19 protein-coding genes are annotated in these 20,286 nt (G+C 62.4%); 9 read left to right on the top strand and 10 right to left on the bottom strand.

The window, feature by feature from the left end; all coding sequences use genetic code 11:
* Nucleotides 1-52 precede the first annotated feature (52 nt).
* From NKH37_RS34020 to NKH37_RS01695, 4 genes are all read right to left on the bottom strand, one after another.
* On the bottom strand, nt 53-307 hold the full coding sequence (locus NKH37_RS34020) for a DUF6894 family protein (protein WP_023717696.1): 255 nt from the start codon (nt 305-307) through the stop codon (nt 53-55).
* A gap of 37 nt (nt 308-344) precedes the next feature.
* Nucleotides 345-569: a hypothetical protein gene (locus NKH37_RS01685; RefSeq protein WP_353004271.1), complete on the bottom strand. Its 225-nt coding sequence runs from the start codon at nt 567-569 to the stop codon at nt 345-347.
* Nucleotides 570-835: 266 nt separating this feature from the next.
* Nucleotides 836-997, bottom strand: coding sequence for a hypothetical protein (locus NKH37_RS01690; protein ID WP_023717698.1), 162 nt, complete (start codon nt 995-997; stop codon nt 836-838).
* Nucleotides 998-1,296: 299 nt separating this feature from the next.
* Nucleotides 1,297-1,815, bottom strand: a complete 519-nt coding sequence (locus NKH37_RS01695; RefSeq protein ID WP_353040766.1) for a hypothetical protein — start codon at nt 1,813-1,815, stop codon at nt 1,297-1,299.
* 206 nt (nt 1,816-2,021) lie between these two features.
* On the opposite strand from NKH37_RS01695, the gene NKH37_RS01700 reads away from it, so the two are divergent.
* Entirely contained in the window at nt 2,022-3,161 is a 1,140-nt protein-coding gene (locus NKH37_RS01700) for a methyltransferase family protein (protein WP_353004269.1), read from the top strand.
* Between the two features lie 36 nt (nt 3,162-3,197).
* Here NKH37_RS01700 and NKH37_RS01705 read toward each other — a convergent pair whose 3' ends face one another.
* Nucleotides 3,198-3,629, bottom strand: a complete 432-nt coding sequence (locus NKH37_RS01705) for a DUF982 domain-containing protein (protein ID WP_502905988.1) — start codon at nt 3,627-3,629, stop codon at nt 3,198-3,200.
* Nucleotides 3,630-3,721: 92 nt separating this feature from the next.
* Between NKH37_RS01705 and NKH37_RS01710 the strand changes: the two genes are divergently transcribed.
* The 5 genes from NKH37_RS01710 (at nt 3,722) to NKH37_RS01730 (ending at nt 11,372) form a co-directional block, all read left to right on the top strand.
* Nucleotides 3,722-4,783: a glycosyltransferase family 4 protein gene (locus tag NKH37_RS01710; protein ID WP_353040768.1), complete on the top strand. Its 1,062-nt coding sequence runs from the start codon at nt 3,722-3,724 to the stop codon at nt 4,781-4,783.
* A gap of 48 nt (nt 4,784-4,831) precedes the next feature.
* Nucleotides 4,832-6,994 (top strand): amylo-alpha-1,6-glucosidase, encoded by a 2,163-nt coding sequence (locus NKH37_RS01715; RefSeq protein WP_353004265.1) that lies wholly within the window; start codon nt 4,832-4,834, stop codon nt 6,992-6,994.
* Between the two features lie 171 nt (nt 6,995-7,165).
* Nucleotides 7,166-8,947 carry an alpha,alpha-trehalose-phosphate synthase (UDP-forming) gene (locus tag NKH37_RS01720; RefSeq protein ID WP_352482652.1) on the top strand — a complete coding sequence of 594 codons (1,782 nt, stop codon included), beginning with the start codon at nt 7,166-7,168 and terminating at the stop codon, nt 8,945-8,947.
* On the top strand, nt 8,944-9,786 hold the full coding sequence (gene otsB, locus NKH37_RS01725; protein WP_353004264.1) for a trehalose-phosphatase: 843 nt from the start codon (nt 8,944-8,946) through the stop codon (nt 9,784-9,786). The genes NKH37_RS01720 and otsB overlap by 4 nt, the downstream gene beginning before the upstream one ends.
* A gap of 128 nt (nt 9,787-9,914) precedes the next feature.
* Nucleotides 9,915-11,372 (top strand): NCS1 family nucleobase:cation symporter-1, encoded by a 1,458-nt coding sequence (locus tag NKH37_RS01730; protein WP_352494608.1) that lies wholly within the window; start codon nt 9,915-9,917, stop codon nt 11,370-11,372.
* A 30-nt stretch (nt 11,373-11,402) separates the two neighbouring features.
* Here the strand turns inward: NKH37_RS01730 and NKH37_RS01735 are convergent, their stop codons facing one another.
* The 5 genes from NKH37_RS01735 to tpiA all read right to left on the bottom strand — a co-directional run bounded on the left by NKH37_RS01735 (nt 11,403) and on the right by tpiA (nt 16,427).
* Entirely contained in the window at nt 11,403-11,942 is a 540-nt protein-coding gene (locus NKH37_RS01735) for a DUF1697 domain-containing protein (protein WP_023717705.1), read from the bottom strand.
* A gap of 11 nt (nt 11,943-11,953) precedes the next feature.
* Nucleotides 11,954-13,582 carry a CTP synthase gene (gene pyrG / locus NKH37_RS01740; protein ID WP_352448839.1) on the bottom strand — a complete coding sequence of 543 codons (1,629 nt, stop codon included), beginning with the start codon at nt 13,580-13,582 and terminating at the stop codon, nt 11,954-11,956.
* A gap of 146 nt (nt 13,583-13,728) precedes the next feature.
* Nucleotides 13,729-14,850, bottom strand: a complete 1,122-nt coding sequence (locus NKH37_RS01745; protein WP_353004263.1) for a L,D-transpeptidase — start codon at nt 14,848-14,850, stop codon at nt 13,729-13,731.
* 199 nt (nt 14,851-15,049) lie between these two features.
* Entirely contained in the window at nt 15,050-15,496 is a 447-nt protein-coding gene (gene secG, locus NKH37_RS01750) for a preprotein translocase subunit SecG (RefSeq protein WP_352790168.1), read from the bottom strand.
* A gap of 163 nt (nt 15,497-15,659) precedes the next feature.
* A complete protein-coding gene (tpiA, locus tag NKH37_RS01755) occupies nt 15,660-16,427 on the bottom strand; it encodes a triose-phosphate isomerase (protein WP_023717708.1) in 768 nt (255 codons plus the stop codon).
* Between the two features lie 142 nt (nt 16,428-16,569).
* Here tpiA and NKH37_RS01760 point away from each other — a divergent pair, with 142 nt between their 5' ends.
* From NKH37_RS01760 to trpC, 3 genes are read left to right on the top strand one after another with little or no spacing between them, the layout of a single operon-like run.
* A complete protein-coding gene (locus NKH37_RS01760) occupies nt 16,570-18,462 on the top strand; it encodes a SurA N-terminal domain-containing protein (protein WP_023717709.1) in 1,893 nt (630 codons plus the stop codon).
* Nucleotides 18,459-19,469, top strand: a complete 1,011-nt coding sequence (gene trpD / locus NKH37_RS01765; protein ID WP_352482657.1) for an anthranilate phosphoribosyltransferase — start codon at nt 18,459-18,461, stop codon at nt 19,467-19,469. Before NKH37_RS01760 ends, trpD begins: the two co-directional genes overlap by 4 nt.
* A 4-nt stretch (nt 19,470-19,473) precedes the next feature.
* Nucleotides 19,474-20,286, top strand: coding sequence for an indole-3-glycerol phosphate synthase TrpC (gene trpC / locus NKH37_RS01770; protein WP_352482658.1), 813 nt, complete (start codon nt 19,474-19,476; stop codon nt 20,284-20,286).

Genomic DNA, 20,286 nt, shown 5'->3' on the forward strand with positions numbered 1-20,286 from the left:
TTTTTCAGCCAGGCTCGACAAAGCTCGCCCGCATTGCGGGCCCTTTGGCCAATCACGGTCGAGTGCCAGCCTTTTCGGCAGCTTCCGAGAAGGGAAATCGGAATAGCAGCTTCCGGTTCTCGTCGCAGATTTCGAAGGAAAGACCTGTCAGGACCGGGCTGCCGCTGAGCAGGCCCTCGGCCAGGATTTCCTTGGCCGAAGCCATGGCGTTATCCTGAGCCGCGGACAAACCGTCCAACTCCTGACCCTCGAAATCTTCCGTCAAGCGGCCGTCATTGTTTCGGAAGTGAAAAAAATATCTCGGCATGCCGGTTCCGGTTGGTCGGTTTATCTAATTTTAGCCTTCATGCGTCAGGTCGATCGAACAGCACCCCCAGCCCATGTTCGAACGCACATGCCGCAATCATGTCGTCCAAGGCTTTTCCGGAGACCGGGCAATTCGGCATGACAGCCCTGATGGCGATCTCAGCCGCTGCGGTAGAAACCTCATCGTGGCGCCTCTTCCTGGTCTCGATATATTGCCCGATCAGAATTTTCAGGCGCCGCGCTGCAATCTCGTCAACGACCATGGTTCTCCCTCGATTCGGCACAATGTCCGTCTTCCGGGGTCCGTCTTGCGGGTGAACGGTCCGCCGCCATTGGGTAGCAGCGGACCACTCGGCTGGGTGAGCCAACGGCCCGGGCGGGGGTGTCTCGGACCGCCACCACAATAGCTTCGAGAGGCCACACGTTCCACAGGACGCTGCCGTTGGTAATTTTCGTACACTGAACATTGCCGCGGGCAGTCCGGGACTGTGGGATTTTTTGGGCTAAGCCGCCGTCGCCGGATGCCGGATCAGCTCCGGCTTTGATAGCTGTAGATGCCGGCGCCGATCGCGACCGCTCCTACGGTTATCAGGATCGATGGCAGCCCCATCGACGTGGCGATGATCCCCCAGACGATGGCGACGGCAATTGCGCCGGCCGTTCCCAACACCAGTCTAAGCCGTTTCGACATTATCTGTTTCCCCCGAAAAGCGCATCTTTGGTCTTTTTCTGATCGAAATACCGCAATGCGGCACCATTGTCTGCGCTTTGTCCAACGTTTTTACGCCGCCCCTGAGCCCGACCGCTGAGGCGTAAGCGATCCGTATGCGGCCTTGTTGCAAACACCCGCTCGACAATGAGGAAGCTTGGGCGAAAGCCCGAGAAGCGAGGCGTCAGAAAGCGAGGTATCTATGCAAAATTTTCGGAATTTACTCCGGTTCACAATCATGGGCATGGCGGCCACGACAACCGCAATAGTCATCACAGGCCTTACCCCCGAGACAACCGAAGCGACTTTGATTTGCCATAGGGTGGTCTGCCAGAAGGCGAGCAATGAACGCAGTGCTTTCGGCACCAAATATCAGCGCAAGTGCACCTGCGAGAATGTAAGCGAGGGCCCAACAACCATCCCTCCCCGCGCAATGTCAACAAGGGGCCCATCGGCGGTTCGAGCGGCACCAGCAGTTCAGGCGGCAGTAGTGGTTCGAGCGGCACCAGCAGCTCAAGCGGCAGCAGTGGTTCGAGTGGCAGCAGCGGCTCGAGCGGCACCAGCAGCTCAAGCGGCAGCAGTGGTTCGAGTGGTAGCAGCAGTTCGAGCGGCAGCAGTGGTTCGAGTGGCAGCAGTGGTTCGAGTGGCAGCAGCGGCTCGAGCGGCACCAGTGGTTCAAGCGGCAGCAGCGGATCCAGCGGCAGCAGTGGTTCGAGTGGCACCAGTGGTTCAAGCGGCGGCAATGACGGAACAAGCAGCGGCGGATCCAACGGCAGCGGTGGAGTGTAGCAGCTGCTCAAGTGGCTCCAGCGGCGGCGGGTGGGCACACCACGTGACCCGTGCCGGCCGCCCACGACGATCAAACCCTCACGACAACGGGAGTAGTAGCTTGACGCTCTAACCGAAATCCGCGACCGCGCCCCTCACCGGCCTTGCAGGACTGCTTGGTCTTGCGCTGGCCGTCGGGGTGCTCGTCGACAGAAGCTGGCCTGTGCATTTGCAGGCCATGACTGTCATTGCAGCTACCGCGGCAGCGATGATCGCGGTCGACACGGCCTATTTCCAGACGTTTCGAAGGCGTTCAACGGGATTGCAGGCAAAGCCGATGCGAGCGCTTGAAGTCGAGCGCGTCATGCGCAAACTCATCGGCTTCATCGTCACGCTCACGACGATTGCCGCAGTCTACTGGATATTGCCGGAATACCGGCGTGAGTTTTACGCCCCCAACTGGGCAGCTCTCTACGACACCTTGCCGGCGCTGCTCGTCACCGCGCCGTTTTATGTTGCTTATGTCGATCGCCGGCAAACCGATCCGGAAGATTCATATGCCGAAATCGGTGCATTCGTCCTCGGCGGCGCAGTGCCGCAAAGGACTGAGCAGATACGCCAGCATGTGCGGGGCTGGATCGTCAAAGGCTTCTTCCTGCCGCTGATGTTCGTCTATCTGTGCTCCGCGCTAGGTTCGATCCTGGCCGGACTGGAACAACCGTATCAATTCGACATCATGCGCTGGCACGCTTTTGCAATCGATCTCCTGTTCATGGTGGATGTCCTTGTCGCGGTCGTCGGCTACATTTTCACGCTGCGCGTCCTCGACAACCATATCCGCACCGTCGAGCCCACTGTGTTCGGCTGGCTGGTTTGTCTTGCCTGTTATGAACCCATGAATGCCACCACCCGTGCCTACCTGAATTACGAAACGGGCGCCAACTGGACGGCGGTGATGCCCACACCGGCGCTCCAGGTTTTCTGGGGATCGGCGATCGTCTTCTGCGTCTTGATTTTTGTCTGGTCCACCGTGAGCTTTGGCCTGAGATTTTCCAATCTCACCAACCGCGGAATCATCACCTGCGGACCGTATCGCTGGATCAAGCACCCCGCCTATGTTTCGAAAAACCTCTCCTGGTGGCTGGTCTCCGTCCCTTTCCTCACCGCTACGGGACCCGCTGAAGCGCTGCGGCACTCCGCCATCCTGCTCGGGCTCAACGCCGTCTATGCACTTCGCGCCATCACCGAGGAACGCCATCTGTCACGCGACCCCGATTACGCCGCCTATTGCGATTACATCGCCGAGAACGGTGCTGTAGCCCAGTTCAAACGACTGTTCGCGAAAGCGAGTCGGTCGCCGATCGGGCGTTCCGGCTGAATGATATCTTGTTTTGAGGGTTAGCGGCAGCTGGCGCTATCGTCGCAGCGCATCCGCGCGATGCCGATCCTCGCCGCTCACCGGCAACGGCCGATCGCCCTCGAGCAGGCGGGTGATCCGGGCGAAGCCGGCAAAAGCCTTTCTCGCTTCCTCGGCCGACATCCGGCCGGCCATGGCCGCAGCACAGCAATTCACCGCACATTGGTAAACCGGCCCGCGCCGCCCGGCCGGCCATTTTCGCAGGAATGCCATCGCTTCGGCAACGCTGTCGATCTCCTCCACAGGCTGTCCCTGTCCGCGCAAAATCCGCACGGGCGAAAAGAATTGCAAGCGGTCCATCGTTTCCTCCCCGTCGACCGGATGCGTACGATCGAACCCCACTAAACTCGCGAACTGGCCCTTTGGTTCCCGGCAAAAGAGGCTTGCCGTGAAAAATGTTGGGTGGACGAGAAGTTCCAGCAGTCCCAATTGCGCGACATCTTGCCGTTGTACGGGAACGTTAGCGCGGCTGATGCATTTCGATCCCACGAGCAGTCTTTTTTTGAGGGAAATGCCAAAACATGAGAATAGCCCATGTGGCGCCGCTCCATGAATCCGTGCCACCCCGGTTCTATGGAGGGACGGAGCGCATCGTCTCCTATCTGACCGAAGGATTGGTCGAGCTTGGCCATGACGTGACCCTGTTCGCCAGCGGCGATACCGAGACGTCGGCGAAATTGGTGGCGTGTCGCGAGCGTGCGCTGCGTCTCGATCCGCGCCCCCACAAATCCGAAACCGCGGCGCATTTCTCGATGCTTGCCGAGGTGAGGAACCGTGCGCAGCAGTTCGACGTCATCCACTTCCATCTCAGCCACTTCCTGCATTTTCCTTTCTTCGAACACATGCCCGACCGGACGGTGACGACACCGCATGGCAGGCTCGACTATGTCGATCTGGCGCCGGCCTACGAACGTTTTCCGCGCTTTCCGATGATCTCGATTTCCCGCAGCCAGAGAGCCGGGCTCGCCAAGGCCAATTGGCTGGCGACCATCCATCACGGGCTGCCGATCGATATCTACGAGCCGACTTTCGAGACGGATGCGGACGAGCCGTATCTGGCGTTCCTGGGCCGGCTGTCGCGCGACAAGCGCCCCGATCGTGCCATCGAGATCGCCTTGCGCTCCGGGCTGAAACTGAAGCTTGCCGCAAAGATCGGCGATGACGACCGCGCGTTTTTCCACGACACTGTCGAGCCGCTGATCGACGGCGACCGTGTCGACTATATCGGCGAGATCGAAGAGGACGGAAAGGCGGAATTCCTCGGCAAGGCGGCCGGCCTGCTGTTTCCGATCGATTGGCCGGAGCCGTTCGGCCTTGCCGCGATAGAGGCGATGGCCTGCGGCACGCCGGTAATCGCCTGGAATTGCGGTGCCCTGCCGGAGATCATCGACCACGGCGTGACCGGTTTCCTTGTCGATACAGTCGACGCTGCGGTCGCCTCGATACCGGAAATGCTACGCCTCGACAGGCGTCAGGTGAGAGCCGTATTCGAGAACCGTTTTTCTGCCACGAGAATGGCCCACGACTATGTGGCAGCCTATGCGCGCCTGATCGGCGCTCCCGGTGAAGCGAGAGCGTCCTGATCGGCGTCATTGCGGAAGTTGAGAACGAAACGACAGAGTTTGTGACGAATGAATCAACTCGACGAGCGTAAGCTTGATCCCGCCGTAGCCCTTGCCTCTCTCGACGAGGTCGCGCCTCGGGAGCCGCACCGGCTGTTCGCCCTCAAGCAAGGCGACTGCTTCGCGGTGGCCGACGCCTATGGCGACATCCGCGGCGCCGGCGACGGCTTTTTCCGAGACGACACGCGTGTGCTTTCGGAATTTCGGTTGACGGTCGGTGGCCGGCAAATGTCACTGCTCGGCGCATCGCTCAGCCAGGACAATGTGCTTTTCACCTCGAACCTGACCAATCTGCCGATTCAGAGTGTCGGTGGCCGGGATATTCCGCAGGGCGCGATCCACATAGAACGCGTCAGGCTGCTTTGGCAGGACCGGCTGTTCGAGCGCATCACCCTTTCCAACTACAGCCAGGAATCGTCGGCCATTCGGGTTTCCTTGCATTTCGCAGCAGATTTCCGTGACATGTTCGAGGTGCGCGGCTCGACCCGGCCCAAGCGCGGGATAGCCCATGCCGCCGAGACCAGTCCGACGTCCGTGGTGCTTCGATATGACGGGCTGGACCAGCTTGTGCGCCTGTCGGCGATCTCGTTCTCGCAAGCCCCGGACAATTTGACCACCAACCGTGCGGATTTCCTGATTGCGGTGACTAAGCGCAGCAGCGAGGTCCTCTATATCGAAGTCGGCCCGGAAGTGGCGGAGACACCCGACCGCGACCGTTTTCGGGCTGCCGCCGCCCGCGCTCGCTTCGGCATGCGCGCCAAACGCCGCCACGGCGCGACGGTGCACAGCTCTGGCCGCGTCTTCAACGACTGGATCGAGCGCGCGCGCGCGGACGTGGCGTTGCTGACCACCGAGCTTGCAACCGGACCTTACCCCTATGCCGGCATACCCTGGTTCTCGACGGCGTTTGGCCGCGACGGGGTGATCTCCGCACTGCAGATGCTGTGGTTGAATCCCGGGCTGGCGCGCGGCGTGCTCGCCTTCCTCGCCCAGCATCAGGCAACCGAAACGTCGCCGTTCAGCGATTCGCAGCCGGGCAAGATCATGCACGAGACCCGCAAGGGCGAGATGGCGGCACTGCGGGAGCTCCCGTTTGGCCGCTATTACGGCGGTGTCGACACCACGCCGCTCTACATTCATCTCGCTTGTGCCTATGCGGATCGTACCGGCGACATGGCGTTCCTCGACAGCCTGTGGCCATCGCTCTGTGCTGCGGCCGAATGGACCGAAGAGATAAGCCGCGCGACCGGCTTCGTTACCTATCAGCGCGGCGCCGAGTCCGGCCTCGCCAACCAGGGCTGGAAAGACAGCTTCGATTCGGTCTTCCATGCCGACGGTCGCATGCCCAAGGGGCCGATCGCCCTGGTGGAGGTGCAAGGCTATGTCTTTGCTGCGTTCCGTGGTCTGGCAGCGCTCGCCCGCCGCCGTGGCGAGGACGACAAGGCCGATCATTGGGACGAACGCGCCGAAACCATGCGCACCGCGGTCGAACGCCATTTCTGGATGGACGATCTCAATTTCTACGCCATGGCGATCGACGGTGCCGGCGAGGTCTGCAAGGTACGGACGTCGAATGCCGGCCATCTCCTCTATGTCGGGCTGCCCGAGCCGGAACGGGCGCAGTTGGTCGCCGATCAGCTGCTCTCGGCGTCGTTCCACTCGGGTTGGGGCGTCAGGACGCTGGCCGACGATGCGATATTCTTCAATCCCATGTCTTACCACAACGGTTCGATCTGGCCGCACGACACTGCCATGTGCGGTGCCGGCCTGGCACGTTATGGCGTACGCGACAGCGTGGTGCGGCTGATGAGCGGCACGTTCGAGTCGGCTGTCCATTTCAACATGCGGCTGCCGGAACTGTTCTGCGGTTTTACCAGGTCGCCAGGCGAAGCGCCGATCGCCTATCCCGTCGCGTGCCTGCCGCAGGCCTGGTCGGCGGGATCGGCCTTCATGTTGATGCAGGCCTGCCTTGGCCTGGAAATCGATGGCTGGGACGGTGAAATCCGGGTCACCCGCCCGAGGCTGCCGATCGGCATCGACACGCTGACACTGCGGCATCTGGGTGTCGGCTCGGCGGTGGTCGACCTCACATTCCAGCGTGTCGGCGATCGGGTCGTCGCCTTTCTCGCCGATCGGTATGAGGGGATGGTACCGCTCATCGTGCGCACCTGACGCCGCCTCGCAGCGGCGCATCGAAAACGACGCGCGGCACCGCAATCGTCCGGAACCGATAGCCTCTTTGTGCGTTGCAAAAATGGGCGGCGTGGGAACTGTTGTTGTCGCACGGCAGTGAACCAGAGCAATAAAAACGGCTATCGGCGGCCGGAGGCGAGATCACATTCCATGTCAGATTATACTGTAGACCTGCTCTGGGTTTTGCTGATTGCAAGTTTTGGCTTTTCCGCTTTTGCCATTCTCCTATCGATATCCCGCCAGCGCCGCGGCCGCGCAACGGCGGCCGCATACACGCCGAGCGAGGATGTCGCATCGGAAGCGGCACGCAAGGTGCTGCGCGAGTTCGAAAAGAACGGCCAGTCGGCCGACGCGGCGCTGGTCACATGGTCGCCCGACACATTGCGTAAGATCCTGGCCGACGACCTGCCGGACGCACAGGTCATCGTGGTGTCCAACCGCGAACCTTACATCCACAACATCAAGGATGACGGGGTCCAACTTCTGGTGCCGGCCAGCGGGCTGGTTTCGGCACTCGAGCCCATCACCCGCGCCTGTGCCGGAACCTGGATCGCCTATGGCGGCGGAACGGCAGACCGTCTCACGGTCGACAAGGACGACCGGGTGCAGGTGCCGCCAGGCAATCCGTCCTACACGCTGCGCAGGGTCTGGCTGACGGAGGAGGAATATCAGGGCTATTACCTGGGCTTCGCCAATGAGGGCCTATGGCCGCTTTGCCATATCGCCTTCACCCGCCCGATCTTTCGCGCCTCGGACTGGGACGCCTACGAGGCCGTCAACCGCAAGTTCGCCGATACGGTGGTCGCCGAAGCACGCAACGAGCGGCCGATCGTGCTGGTACAGGACTACCACTTCGCGCTGCTGCCGCGCATGATCCGTCAGCGCCTGCCGGACGCCATCATCATCACCTTCTGGCACATCCCGTGGCCCAATTCGGAAGTGTTCAGCATCTGTCCGTGGCGTGAGCGGATCCTGGAGGGATTGCTCGGCAGTTCGATCATCGGCTTTCATACCCAGTTCCATGCCAACAACTTCACCGAAAGTGTCGACCGCTTTCTGGAGAGCCGCATAGAACGGGCCGACGCGGCGATCTCCTATGGCGGACAGACCACGTTGGTCCACGCCTATCCCATTTCCATAGAATGGCCGGCCCAATTGCTCGCAAGTTTGCCGTCTGTCGAGGAGTGCCGCGCCCGTGTCCGCGACAGATTCGGCCTGTCTGCGGAGACCAAACTATGCGTTGGCGTCGAGCGCCTCGACTACACGAAAGGCATTCTCGATCGCTTCCATGCCTTGGACGAATTGTTCACCAGATATCCCGAATGGATAGGCAAGGTGGTTTTCCTGCAGATCGCGGCGCCGAGCCGGGGGACATTGCCGGCCTACCAGCAACTCCATGACGAATGCCGCCGCTGTGCCGAGGAGCTCAACCGGCGCTATGGCAGCGAGACATACAGCCCTATCCTGATGGTCGCCGAACATCATCGGCAGGAGCAGGTCTACGAGGTCTATCGCGCCGCCGACATCTGCATGGTCACCAGCCTGCATGACGGCATGAACCTTGTCGCCAAGGAATTCGTCGCGGCGCGCGACGACGAACAGGGCGTGCTTTTGCTCAGCACCTTCGCCGGCGCCTCGCGCGAATTGCTGGAGGCACTGATCGTCAACCCCTACGATGCAGCCATGATGAGCGAGGCGCTGTTGCAGGCGCTGACGATGACGCCGGAAGAGCAGCGCGAGCGTTTGCGGCCGATGCGCGAGATGGTCCGCGACAATAATGTCTACCGCTGGGCCGGCAGCATGCTGCTGGATGCCGCGCGCCTGCGCAAACGCGGCGATCTCGACAGGGTGACCGGAACTGGCGAGCGCCCGCCGTCGAACACCAACAACGTCATCTCGATGTTCGAGCGGGCACGGAAGGCAGCGTCGTGAAAAGCTTTGAACAACCGCCGGCGCCGTACCTGCCGGAAGGGCAATGGGCGCTCTTCCTCGACATCGACGGAACCCTGCTGGAACACGCTGCCCATCCCGACGCGGTGTCGGTCGGCGAGGAATTGCGCAATCTGCTTGGGCGCATCGAGCAGCGGCTGGATGGTGCGGTCGCCTTCATCACCGGCCGCTCGATCCCCGCTGTGGACAAGCTGTTCCACCCGCTGAAGCTGAGGATCGCCGGCCTCTATGGGCTGGAGCACCGGCTGACGCCGACGGGTCCGATCGATGCCGCCGACGCGCCTGCCGACATCGCCGCCCTTGCCGACGAGATCGAGGCCGAACTGGGCAGCGGCAAGGTCTATGTCGAGCGCAAGGGTCCGGTCCTTGCCGTCCATACAAGAGCAGCGCCGCAACTGCTTGCGCCGGCAATCCAGTTGGTCGAACAGGCATTGGCCCGGCTTCCGAAGGGTTATCGGGTGCTTCCCGGAAACGCCGGCGTCGAGCTCATGCCTCTGGAAGCCGTCAAAGGTGCTGCCATCCGGCGTTTCATGGACATTCCGCCCTTTGTCGGCCGGCGGCCGATATTCCTCGGAGACGACACATCGGACGAACACGGTTTCGAGGCCATCAACGAAATTGGCGGCATCTCGATCCGAGTGAAGCCGAACGGACCGACGGCCGCAACCTATGTCCTCGATGGCGTGACCGGCGCAATAGCCTGGCTCGGGGCCAATTTCGAAGTCTCGCCGGTCTCCGGTGCCCGACCGGCCGACAACAAGGCAGAGACCGAATCAAGGGCGAAGCTCAATATCGCAGCCACGGCAGCGTCCGGTCGATAAGCGCGTTTCTCATTGAATATCTTTAAGCCCAAAGCCGGCAAATCGTCTGCTTGCCGGTTCCCCTGCGTCAGGCTTAACCTGCGTGCCACGCGTGGAGGCGCGTGCGGTAACAAGGGGAGGACATCTCTATGACCATACAAGGCGCATCACCGGACCTGTACAATGAGGATCTCGCTCCGGCGAAGGTTCGAAACTGGGGACCGTTCTCGATCTTCAACGTCTGGACGTCGGACGTCCACAGCCTGTGGGGCTACTATCTCGCTGCCAGCCTGTTCCTGTTCTGCGGCGGCTTCGTCAACTTCATCATCGCCATCGGTATCGGTTCGCTGATCATCTATGCGTTGATGAACATGGTCGGCTATGCCGGCGTGAAGACCGGGGTGCCCTACCCGGTCCTGGCGCGCGCCTCCTTCGGCATCTGGGGCGCCAACATACCGGCGCTGGTGCGTGCCATCGTCGCCTGCTTCTGGTACGGCGCGCAGACGGCGGCGGCCTCCGGCGCGATCGTAGCCCTGCTGATCCGCTCGCAATGGTTCGCCGACTTCAACCAGAGCACACATTTCCTCGGCCACTCCGGGCTCGAGGTGATCTGCTTCGCCGTCATCTGGGCGCTGCAGCTCCTGATCATCCAGAGGGGCATGGAAACGGTGCGCCGCTTCCAGGATTGGGCCGGACCGGCGGTGTGGGTGATGATGCTGATCCTGGCGATCTATCTTTGCATCAAGGCAGGCACCTTCGCCTTCACCAGCGACATCCCGATGGATGTGCTGCTGGAAAAGACCAAGGACGCGGGCGTGCCGGGCACGCCGGGCTCCTGGACCTCGCTGTTTGCTGTAGCGGCGATCTGGGTGACCTATTTCTCAGCGCTCTACCTCAACTTCTGCGATTTCGCCCGTTATGCGCCGGACAAGGCATCGCTGCGCAAGGGCAACATCTGGGGCCTGCCGGTCAATCTCATCCTGTTCTCGCTGGTCGCCGGCGTCACCACGATCGCCGCCTTCGACGTCTATGGCGAGGTGCTGCTGCATCCTGACCAGATCTCGGCGAAATTCGACAGCTGGTTCCTGGCGGCGCTCGCGGCCCTGACCTTTGCCGTAGCGACGCTTGGCATCAATGTGGTGGCAAACTTCGTGTCGCCGGCCTTCGACTTCTCCAACGTCTTTCCACGTCAGATCGACTTCAAGAAGGGCGGCTACATCGCGGCGCTGATCGCGCTGGTGCTCTATCCCTTCGCGCCCTGGGAAGGCAGTGCCGCCTCCTTCGTCAACATCATTGGCGCGACGATGGGGCCGATCTTCGGCGTGATGATGGTCGACTACTACCTGATCCGGAAGGGCGAGGTCGATGTCGAGGCGCTCTACAGGGAGAATGGCGAATTCCGCTTCCAGGGCGGCTGGCATGTCAATGCCTTCATCGCCGCCGGTATTGGCGCGGTCTTCTCGTCGATCCTGCCCAACTTCACCAGCCTGCTGCCGTCCTGGTGGGGCGTCTATGGCTGGTTTTTCGGCGTGGCAATTGCCGGCGTCATCTATTACGTGCTGCGTACGATGGCACTCGGCGCCTGGGCCAAGATGGCCAAGGCCTAAACGGATTCGGGGCGGCGCAAGCCGCCCCGTTCATTCTGCGACCATCTCGGCCAGGCGGCGCACGGTGTTCCAGTTGCGCGACGTGCCGATGCCGAGGCGTTTGTGGCTCACCGCCGCAAGCAGCCGCGAACTCGGCGTCTCGCGCGAAAAGACGATCCAGATGTCGCCGCCGACCGCCTGCAGCTTTTCATTCCTGCCGATATAGGCCTGCAGCGCAGAGACCGCATCGGGGGAAACAGGCGCCCGCATCACGCGCACCGCCACCTGGTCCGCGGCTTTAGCCGATTCGGCTGGGAACGGATTGCCGGCCGCCAGCCTCAGCCAGCCGTCGGCGCGGCGCACGATGATGTCGACATGGCGGCCAAAAGTCTTTGCGAACGCCGCCTCCAGCCGCTGCTCCAACGCCGCGAGTTCTGTCTCCTGCGCCTCGAAGACCAGATTGCCGGTCGCCACCAGTGTGCGCGGGTTGTTCAGGCCCAGGCCTTCGGCCATCGCCTTGAGATCGGACATGACGACCCGCCGCCCCTCGCCCAGGATGATGCTGTAGAGCAGCGCGACGTAAGTTCGCATCAGCGGCTAGTCTAGACCAGCCGCGACTGCTCTACCGCCGCCTCGATGAAGCTGGCAAACAGCGGGTGCGGATCGAGCGGCCGGCTTTTCAACTCGGGATGATACTGCACGCCGATGAACCAGGGATGGTCGGGATATTCGACCGTTTCCGGCAGCACGCCATCCGGCGACATGCCGGCAAACACCAGGCCGCAATCCTCGAGCCGCTCCTTGTAGTCGACATTGACCTCATAGCGGTGGCGATGGCGTTCGGAAATCTGCGTATCGCCATAGATCTCGGCGATCTTCGATCCCTTGGCGAGGTCGGCCTGGTAGGCACCGAGCCGCATGGTGCCGCCGAGGTCGCCGGTTTCCCTGCGCTTTTCCAGCATGTTGCCCTTCAGCCATTCGGTCATCAAGCCGACGACCGGCTCCTCGGTTGGACCGAACTCGGTCGATGATGCGTGCTCGACGCCGGCCAGCGAACGAGCCGCCTCGATGCAGGCCATCTGCATGCCGAAGCAGATGCCGAAATACGGCACCTTGCGCTCGCGCGCGAACTTCGCCGCCAGGATCTTGCCCTCCGAGCCGCGCTCGCCAAAACCGCCGGGGACGAGAATGCCATGGACCTTTTCCAGCCACGGCGCCGGGTCTTCCTTCTCGAATATCTCGCTTTCGATCCAGTCGAGCTTGACCTTGACCCGGTTGGCGAGGCCGCCATGCGACAGCGCCTCGATCAGCGATTTGTAGGCATCCTTGAGGCCGGTATATTTGCCGACGACGGCGATAGTCACCTCGCCTTCCGGATTGTGGATGCGGTTGGACACCGCTTGCCATCGTTCCATGCGCGGCTTCGGCGCCGGATCGATGCCGAAGGCGGCCAGCACTTCCGAATCCAGCCCTTCATTGTGATAGGCCATCGGCACGTCGTAGATATGCGGCACGTCGAGCGCCTGGATGACGGCGCTTTCTCGCACGTTGCAGAACAGCGACAGTTTTCTGCGCTCTTCCTTGGGGATCGGCCGGTCGGCGCGGACCAGCAGGATATCAGGCGCAATGCCGATGCCGCGCAACTCCTTGACCGAATGCTGTGTCGGCTTGGTCTTCAGTTCGCCCGCCGTCGGAATGTAAGGCATCAAGGTCAGGTGGACGTAGACGGCGTTGTTGCGCGGCAGGTCGTTACCGAGCTGGCGGATCGCCTCCAGGAACGGCATCGCCTCGATGTCGCCGACGGTGCCACCGATCTCGCACAGCACGAAATCGTAGTCGTCATTGCCGTTGAGGACGAAGTTCTTGATCTCGTCGGTGACGTGCGGAATGACCTGCACGGTGGCGCCAAGATAGTCGCCGCGCCGCTCGCGCTCGATGATGTTCTTGTAGATGCGGCCGGTGGTGATGTTGTCCTGCTGGTTGGCCGAGCGGCCTGTGAAGCGCTCATAATGGCCAAGATCGAGATCGGTCTCGGCGCCGTCGTCGGTCACGAAGACTTCGCCGTGCTGGTAGGGCGACATCGTGCCGGGATCGACATTGAGATAGGGATCGAGCTTTTTGATGCGTGCGCGATAGCCCCGCGCCTGCAAGAGAGCCCCAAGGGCCGCTGCAGCAATGCCTTTTCCAAGTGAGGAAACCACGCCGCCTGTGATGAATACATATCGCGCCATGGGAGTCATCGCTTAACGCGGCCGAATTGATTCCGCCAGAGAAAAAACCGCCGCGAAGGCTTTTTCCCAAGAAGGCGCTCTGGTCATGGACGTATCAAAACAAAAGGGCCGGCGAGGCCGGCCCTTTTGGCACGATCTGTAAAGCGTCAGATGATGACTACCTTGGTGCCTACTTTCACCCGGCGGTAGAGGTCCATGACGTGCTCGTTGATCATGCGGAAGCAGCCATTGGAGGCGCTGGTTCCGATCGACTGCGGCGCAATGGTGCCGTGGATGCGCAGATGGGTGTCCTTCTTGCCGTCGTAAAGATAGATGGCGCGCGCACCGAGCGGATTGTCGCCGCCGCCGGGCATACCGTCCTTGTACTGCCCATAATGCTTGGGTTCGCGCTTTTGCATATCCAGCGTCGGAATCCAGCGCGGCCATTCCTGCTTGTCGCCGACGGCAACCGTCCCCTTGAACTGCAGGCCTTCGCGGCCGACCGCAATGGCATAACGGCGGGCGGTTGACGATGATTCGACGAGGTAGAGACGGCGGGCGCTGGTATCGATGACGATGGTGCCGGGGTTGTAGCCGGTGAATTCGACCTCCTGCGGCACGAATTCCGGCTTGACCTTGAACTGGCGCTTGGCCTGCTTCCTTTCGAGCGCGGCGTCGAGCGCGCGCGTCTCAGGAAGCAGCGACATCGATGAAGACGATGTGCCGCCGAACAGTCCCGCGAACAGCCCGACGCTCTGCGGCTTCTGCCCGACCGGTTCGCTGCGCAATTCGCCATTGTTGCCGGTCAGCGCAACGTTCATGGCCTCGGCCGGGATCGGCTCGGCCGACTGGATCGGCGCGATGGGTGCAATCGGTTCGATGATGTTGACGGTCTTCTTCTTGGCCGGCTTGGCATCAGCCACCTTGACCGCCGCGACCGGCTGGCTCTTCTTGGCAAGGAATGCCTGCCGTTCCGCATCGGCCTTGGCTTTCGCCGCCTCGCGCATCGCCAGCTTCCTGGCATCGAGTGCCTTGGCGCGAGCGGCTTCCTTGTCGGCTGCGATCTTGGCTTCGATCTTGCGGATCTGCGCAAGGTCGTCCGGCGTCGGATCTTTCTTCTTCTTGAGAAGCTTCAATTGCGCCGCATCGCTTTTGGCAGCGACGTTGACGACGTCAGTTGTTGTCGCGGCTTTATGAGCCGAATTTGCCGTCGGCATAGCCGCGTAAGCGGGCGCACCTAGGCTGAGCACGGCACAAAGGCCGGCAAAAATGAAGCTGCGAAGCTGCATGGGGAAGATCCGATCGTTCAATGCTTGTTGCCCACGGCGTCGCCCGGCGCCCCCCAAGGACGCCGAAAATGCCGCGCGCAATGTATAATCGATTAGCCGGAAGCGCCTCAAGCGTAGGGCGCGGTCGAATCTTCGTGATTGTGCGGCATTTGCCGCGACTGTGTTCAAACGACAACAGATCGCGGCATCAGATGCCCGATTACTGGTTGGGGACCTGCGGCGTGGCCGGCGCGGTGGCGCCGTTTGTCGCTGGCGGCGTCGCCGGAGCTGTTGCCGGAGGCGTCGTTGCCGCGCCATTGCCGGACGGCGGGGTCGGCGCCGTGTTGCCTGAAGGCGGCGTCGTGGTGCCGGGCAATTGGTTGAGTACGCCCCTGCCTGCGCCGTCCGAGGTCGCCGGGACGCGATCGAGAATGTCGATCGGCTTCTCGCCATAGCGCGCAACGATCGACAGTGTCAGCGAAGTGACGAAGAAAGCCGCGGCCAGGATCGCTGTCGCCCGCGTCAGCGCATTGGCGGCGCCACGCGCGGTCATGAAGCCCGATCCGCCGCCGATGCCGAGACCGCCGCCTTCGGAGCGCTGCAGCAGCACCACGCCGACAAGCGCGAGCACGACCATGAGGTGGACGACGATCAGTACGGTTTCCATAATTTATCCTGGCAAGGCCTTGCGCGGCCGCTGATTTGGAGGCGGCTCAATACAATGCTTTGACGGCATTTCCAAGCCCGTGGCCGGAATATGGGAAGCAATGCGTCCTTTGCAACGATTCCGGCGCCGGCCGTCCGCTCAAATCCAGCAAGCAGTCCCGGTATCAAGCGATGTTTCGATAGGCTTCCGCGATGCCGAGGAAGTCCGCTGCCTTCAGGCTGGCGCCGCCGACCAGCGCGCCGTCGACATTCCTGACGCCGAGCAACTCGACGGCGTTGGACGGCTTGACCGAGCCGCCGTAGAGAATGCGCATCTTGGCCGCCGTATTGCCAAGCTTCCGCGCCAGTTCTTCACGGATATGCGCATGCGCCTCGGCGACGTCGGCGGCGGTCGGGGTCAAGCCGGTGCCGATCGCCCATACCGGCTCATAGGCAATGACGCTGTTGGACGCCGTGGCGTTTGGCGGTACCGAGCCCGCAACCTGGCGCGACAGCACGTCAAGCGTGGCTCCTGCTTCGCGTTCGGCTCTTGTCTCACCAATGCAGATGATAGCCACCAGCCCGGCGCGCCATGCGGCGGAGGCCTTGGCCTGCACTATGGCATCGTTCTCCTTGCGATCAGCACGGCATTCGGAATGGCCGACGATGACATGGCTGGCGCCTGCATCCTTCAGCATCTCCGCCGAAATACAGCCGGTATAGGCGCCGCTTTCCTCGGTGTGGCAATCCTCACCACCGGCCCGGACCGGCGTGCGCGACAGAATCTCGGCGGCGTGCGCAAGCAAGGTCGCCGGCACGCAGACCACGGCTTCGGTCTCGGCGTCGAGCCCGCTCATGAAGCCGTTGCCGATCATCCTGAGCTCGTTGAGCGAGGCGCTGGTCCCGTTCATTTTCCAGTTGCCGGCGACGAGCGGGCGGATTCCAGGCGTCATGGGATTTGTTTCTCCGGGCAATTTCCAGCTGGCTCTCACTATCAAAATCAGGCCACAAAGCAATCGACAGTGAGCAGGAAGGGCGCTATTGCGCTTGTTTCAGACTCGGCGCATGCGAAATGCGCAAAAATCGGAAGTACTCATGCTTGGTATGTTGAGAAGCGCGGCGGGGACCTGGGTCGCGAAACTGCTGCTGTCATTGTTGGTGTTGAGCTTCGCCGTCTGGGGCATCTCGGGGCGGCTGATGGGCGGTCTTGCCGGCCATGACGCCGTGATTACGGCCGGAGGCACCAAGGTCTCGATCAACGAATACCGCCTCGCCTACGATCGCCAGCTCAGCGTAATGTCGCAGCAATTCGGCCAGCGCATCAGCCGTGAGCAGGCGACGGCGCTCGGCATCGACAACCAGGTGCTGGCGCAACTCGTCTCGGGCGCCGTCCTCGACGAGCAGGCCCGCAAGCTCGGCCTTGGCCTGTCCAAGGACCGGCTGGCCGAACTGACCCGCGAAGACCCGGCGTTCAAAGGGCCTGGCGGAACCTTCGACAGGCGAACCTTCGAGTACCTGCTCCGGCAGATCGGCATGCGGCCGGAGGACTATCTGAAAAACCGCGCCCAGGTGGCGGTCCGCCAGCAGATCGTCGAGGCGGTTTCGGATGGCCTCAAAGCCCCGGATACATTCTTCAAGGCGGTCGCGCTCTATCGCGGCGAAGATCGCACAATCGACTACCTGACCTTGCCGAAATCGCTGGTCGAACCGATAGAAGCGCCGTCCGACAGCGTGCTTTCGGCCTATTTCGGGGAGAACAAGAAAACCTACGCCGCGCCCGAATACCGTAAGTTCTCCTATGTCAGGCTCGAACCGGAAGACATCATGGATTTGAGCGCAGTGACCGATCAACAGGTCAGCGACGACTACAACAAGAACAAGGCGCGCTACACCACGCCCGAGATGCGCACCATCGAGCAGCTTGTGTTCAAGACGCCTGATGCTGCCAAGGCGGCGCTCGATTCGCTCAGGACCGGCGCGACCTTCGACAAGATCGTCGCCGCCGAAGGCAAGACGCCGGCCGACACCCTGCTCGGCACGCTGGCCAAGGACAAGATCGCCGACAAGGCGGTTGCCGATGCTGCCTTCAAGCTCAACGCCAATGAAGTCAGCCCGGTCGTACAGGGCGCCTTTGGCCCCGTTCTGCTGCGCGTCACCGAGATCAAGCCCGAAGTGGTGAAGCCGCTGGCCGAAGTGTCCGAGCAGATCCGCAAGGATCTGGCACTGGGCGAGGCAAGTCGCATCTTGCTGGACGTGCACGACAATTACGAGGATACTCGCGCCTCCGGCAGTTCGCTCGCTGAGGCAGCTGCCAAATTGAAGCTGAAGGTCGTTACCATCGACGCCATCGACCGCACCGGCCGAAGGCCGGATGAAAGCATCGTCAAAGACCTGCCGGAATCGCCGGCGCTCATCAAGGCGGTGTTCGAATCCGAACCCGGAACCGACAATGAAGGCCTCACCACCGCCGATAACGGCTTCGTCTTCTATGACGTGAGCGCGATCACGCCGGCCCGCGACCGCACGCTGGACGAAGTCCGCCAGAAGGTCGTGGCCGACTGGACCGCGGCGGAGACCACCAAACGGCTTACCGCAAAGGCACAAGAGCTCGAGAAGCGTCTCAAGGCCGGCGCCACGCTCGAGGTGATCGCCGGTGAGCTCAAGCTCGAAAAGCAGACCAAGCGCGGTGTCAAGCGCGATGCTGACGACGTCGATTTCGGCAAGGAAGGGGCCGCCGCGATGTTCGGCGTCGGCGAAGGCGGCACCGGGCTAATCCCCTCGCCCACGGGCGACGGACAGATCCTGTTCAAGGTTGCCGAGGTATTCGAGCCCGCCGGGGCCGACGCCAACTCAGTACCCCAGGACGCGCAGAAATCCTTCACCTCCGGTATGTCCGACGACCTGCTCGACCAGTTGGTGGCGCAGTTGCAGACGCAATATGACGTCCGCATCGATCAGACGGCCGTAACCCAAGCCCTGGCCAGATGAGCGCGCTGAAGATCCACATCGCCAAGGTCGCCGCCGGTAGCGCTCTTTCCTTCGAGGAGGCGCGCGAGGCCTTCGACATCATCATGTCCGGTGACGCCACCCCCGGCCAGATCGGCGGCTTCCTGATGGCATTGCGGGTGCGCGGTGAGACCGTCAGCGAGATCGCCGGCGCCGTCGCCACCATGCGCGCCAAGATGCTGCGCGTCGAAGCCCCCGAGGGCGCCATCGACATTGTCGGCACCGGCGGCGACAATTCGCACAGCGTCAACATTTCGACCGCATCCGCCTTCGTCATCGCCGGCAGCGGCGTGCCCGTCGCCAAGCACGGCAATCGCGGACTGTCCTCGCTGACCGGCGCCGCCGATGTTCTGATCGCGTTGGGCGTCAAGATCGACATCCCTCCGGAGACGATCGGCCGCTGCATCCACGAGGCCGGAGTTGGCTTCATGTTCGCGCCGGCGCACCACCCGGCGATGAAGCATGTCGGCCCGACCCGGGTCGAGCTCGGCACCCGCACCATCTTCAACCTGCTGGGTCCGCTTTCCAATCCGGCCAGTGTCAGACGGCAGATGGTCGGCGTGTTCCTGCCCGAATGGATCATGCCGGTGGCAGAAACGTTGAAGGAGCTTGGTGCCGACCATGCCTGGGTCGTCCATGGCGACGGTTATGACGAGATCACCACCACCGGCGAGACGCAGGTCGCCGAATTGGCCGGCGGCGAGATCCGCAGCTTTGTGCTGACCCCGGAAGCGGTCGGGCTGAAGCGTCACACCAAGGACGAGTTGCGCGGCGGCGACGCCGCCCACAATGCCCAGGCACTGCGCGACATGCTGGGCGGCGCCGCCGGCGCCTTTCGCGACACGGTGCTGATGAATGCCGGCGCCGGGCTGGTGGTGGCCGGCAAGGCGACGACACTTGCCGACGGCATGGTGACGGCGGCGCAGGCCATCGACAGCGGCCGCGCGCTGAAAGTGCTCGACAGGCTGGTCGAGATTTCGAACGGTTAGAACTATGTCCGACATCCTGCGCAAGATCGAGGCTTACAAGCGCGACGAGATCGCGGCGGCCAAGGCGCAAGTGCCGTTTGCCGAGATCAAGGCACGGGCAACGGACGCCGAAGCGCCGCGCGGCTTTCTTTCCGCCCTTGAAGCAAAGCGCCAATCCGGCAGGTTCGCGCTGATTGCCGAAATCAAGAAGGCTAGCCCATCCAAAGGCCTGATCCGCGCCGATTTCGATCCGCCGGCGCTGGCCAGGGCCTATGCGGAAGGCGGCGCCGCCTGTCTTTCGGTGCTGACCGACGCACCCTCTTTCCAAGGGGCGCCCGCGTTCCTCAGCGATGCGCGCGCTGCCGTCGAGTTGCCTGCCTTGCGCAAGGATTTCCTGTTCGATCCCTATCAGGTCTACGAGGCCAGGGCATGGGGCGCCGATGCCATACTGATCATCATGGCCAGCGTCGACGACGCGTTGGCAAGAGAACTCGAAGCGACAGCTTTCGGGCTCGGCATGGACGCGCTGGTCGAAGTGCATGACGAGGCCGAGATGGAACGCGCGCTGCAGCTGTCGTCGCGGCTGATCGGTATCAACAACCGCAATCTCCGGACCTTCGAAACCAGCCTCGAGACCTCGGAACGGCTGGTCGCGATGGTGCCCGCCGACCGCCTTCTGGTCAGCGAGAGCGGTATCTTTTCGCATGACGATTGCCGCCGGCTGGAGCGGAGCGGCATCGCCACTTTTCTGGTCGGTGAGAGCCTGATGCGTCAACAGGACGTGGCCGCTGCAACGCGCCTGCTTTTGACGGGCAAGGCGCCGGCAGAGGCGATCTGA

Origin of the sequence: Mesorhizobium sp. M1217, from assembly GCF_040318275.1 — a bacterium.
In the GTDB taxonomy this organism is placed as follows: Bacteria; Pseudomonadota; Alphaproteobacteria; order Rhizobiales; family Rhizobiaceae; genus Mesorhizobium.

Bases quoted from the DNA above. Each gene is read 5' to 3' on its own strand.
- secG (WP_352790168.1), bottom strand. From the start codon at position 15,496: ATGGAAACCGTACTGATCGTCGTCCACCTCATGGTCGTGCTCGCGCTT.
- tpiA (WP_023717708.1), bottom strand. From the start codon at position 16,427: ATGACGCCTGGAATCCGCCCGCTCGTCGCCGGCAACTGGAAAATGAAC.
- NKH37_RS01760 (WP_023717709.1), top strand. From the start codon at position 16,570: ATGCTTGGTATGTTGAGAAGCGCGGCGGGGACCTGGGTCGCGAAACTG.
- trpC (WP_352482658.1), top strand. From the start codon at position 19,474: ATGTCCGACATCCTGCGCAAGATCGAGGCTTACAAGCGCGACGAGATC.
- NKH37_RS01730 (WP_352494608.1), top strand. From the start codon at position 9,915: ATGACCATACAAGGCGCATCACCGGACCTGTACAATGAGGATCTCGCT.
- NKH37_RS01745 (WP_353004263.1), bottom strand. From the start codon at position 14,850: ATGCAGCTTCGCAGCTTCATTTTTGCCGGCCTTTGTGCCGTGCTCAGC.
- NKH37_RS01685 (WP_353004271.1), bottom strand. From the start codon at position 569: ATGGTCGTTGACGAGATTGCAGCGCGGCGCCTGAAAATTCTGATCGGG.
- trpD (WP_352482657.1), top strand. From the start codon at position 18,459: ATGAGCGCGCTGAAGATCCACATCGCCAAGGTCGCCGCCGGTAGCGCT.
- NKH37_RS34020 (WP_023717696.1), bottom strand. From the start codon at position 307: ATGCCGAGATATTTTTTTCACTTCCGAAACAATGACGGCCGCTTGACG.
- NKH37_RS01700 (WP_353004269.1), top strand. From the start codon at position 2,022: ATGACTGTCATTGCAGCTACCGCGGCAGCGATGATCGCGGTCGACACG.
- NKH37_RS01710 (WP_353040768.1), top strand. From the start codon at position 3,722: ATGAGAATAGCCCATGTGGCGCCGCTCCATGAATCCGTGCCACCCCGG.
- NKH37_RS01735 (WP_023717705.1), bottom strand. From the start codon at position 11,942: ATGCGAACTTACGTCGCGCTGCTCTACAGCATCATCCTGGGCGAGGGG.
- NKH37_RS01690 (WP_023717698.1), bottom strand. From the start codon at position 997: ATGTCGAAACGGCTTAGACTGGTGTTGGGAACGGCCGGCGCAATTGCC.
- pyrG (WP_352448839.1), bottom strand. From the start codon at position 13,582: ATGGCGCGATATGTATTCATCACAGGCGGCGTGGTTTCCTCACTTGGA.
- NKH37_RS01715 (WP_353004265.1), top strand. From the start codon at position 4,832: ATGAATCAACTCGACGAGCGTAAGCTTGATCCCGCCGTAGCCCTTGCC.
- NKH37_RS01720 (WP_352482652.1), top strand. From the start codon at position 7,166: ATGTCAGATTATACTGTAGACCTGCTCTGGGTTTTGCTGATTGCAAGT.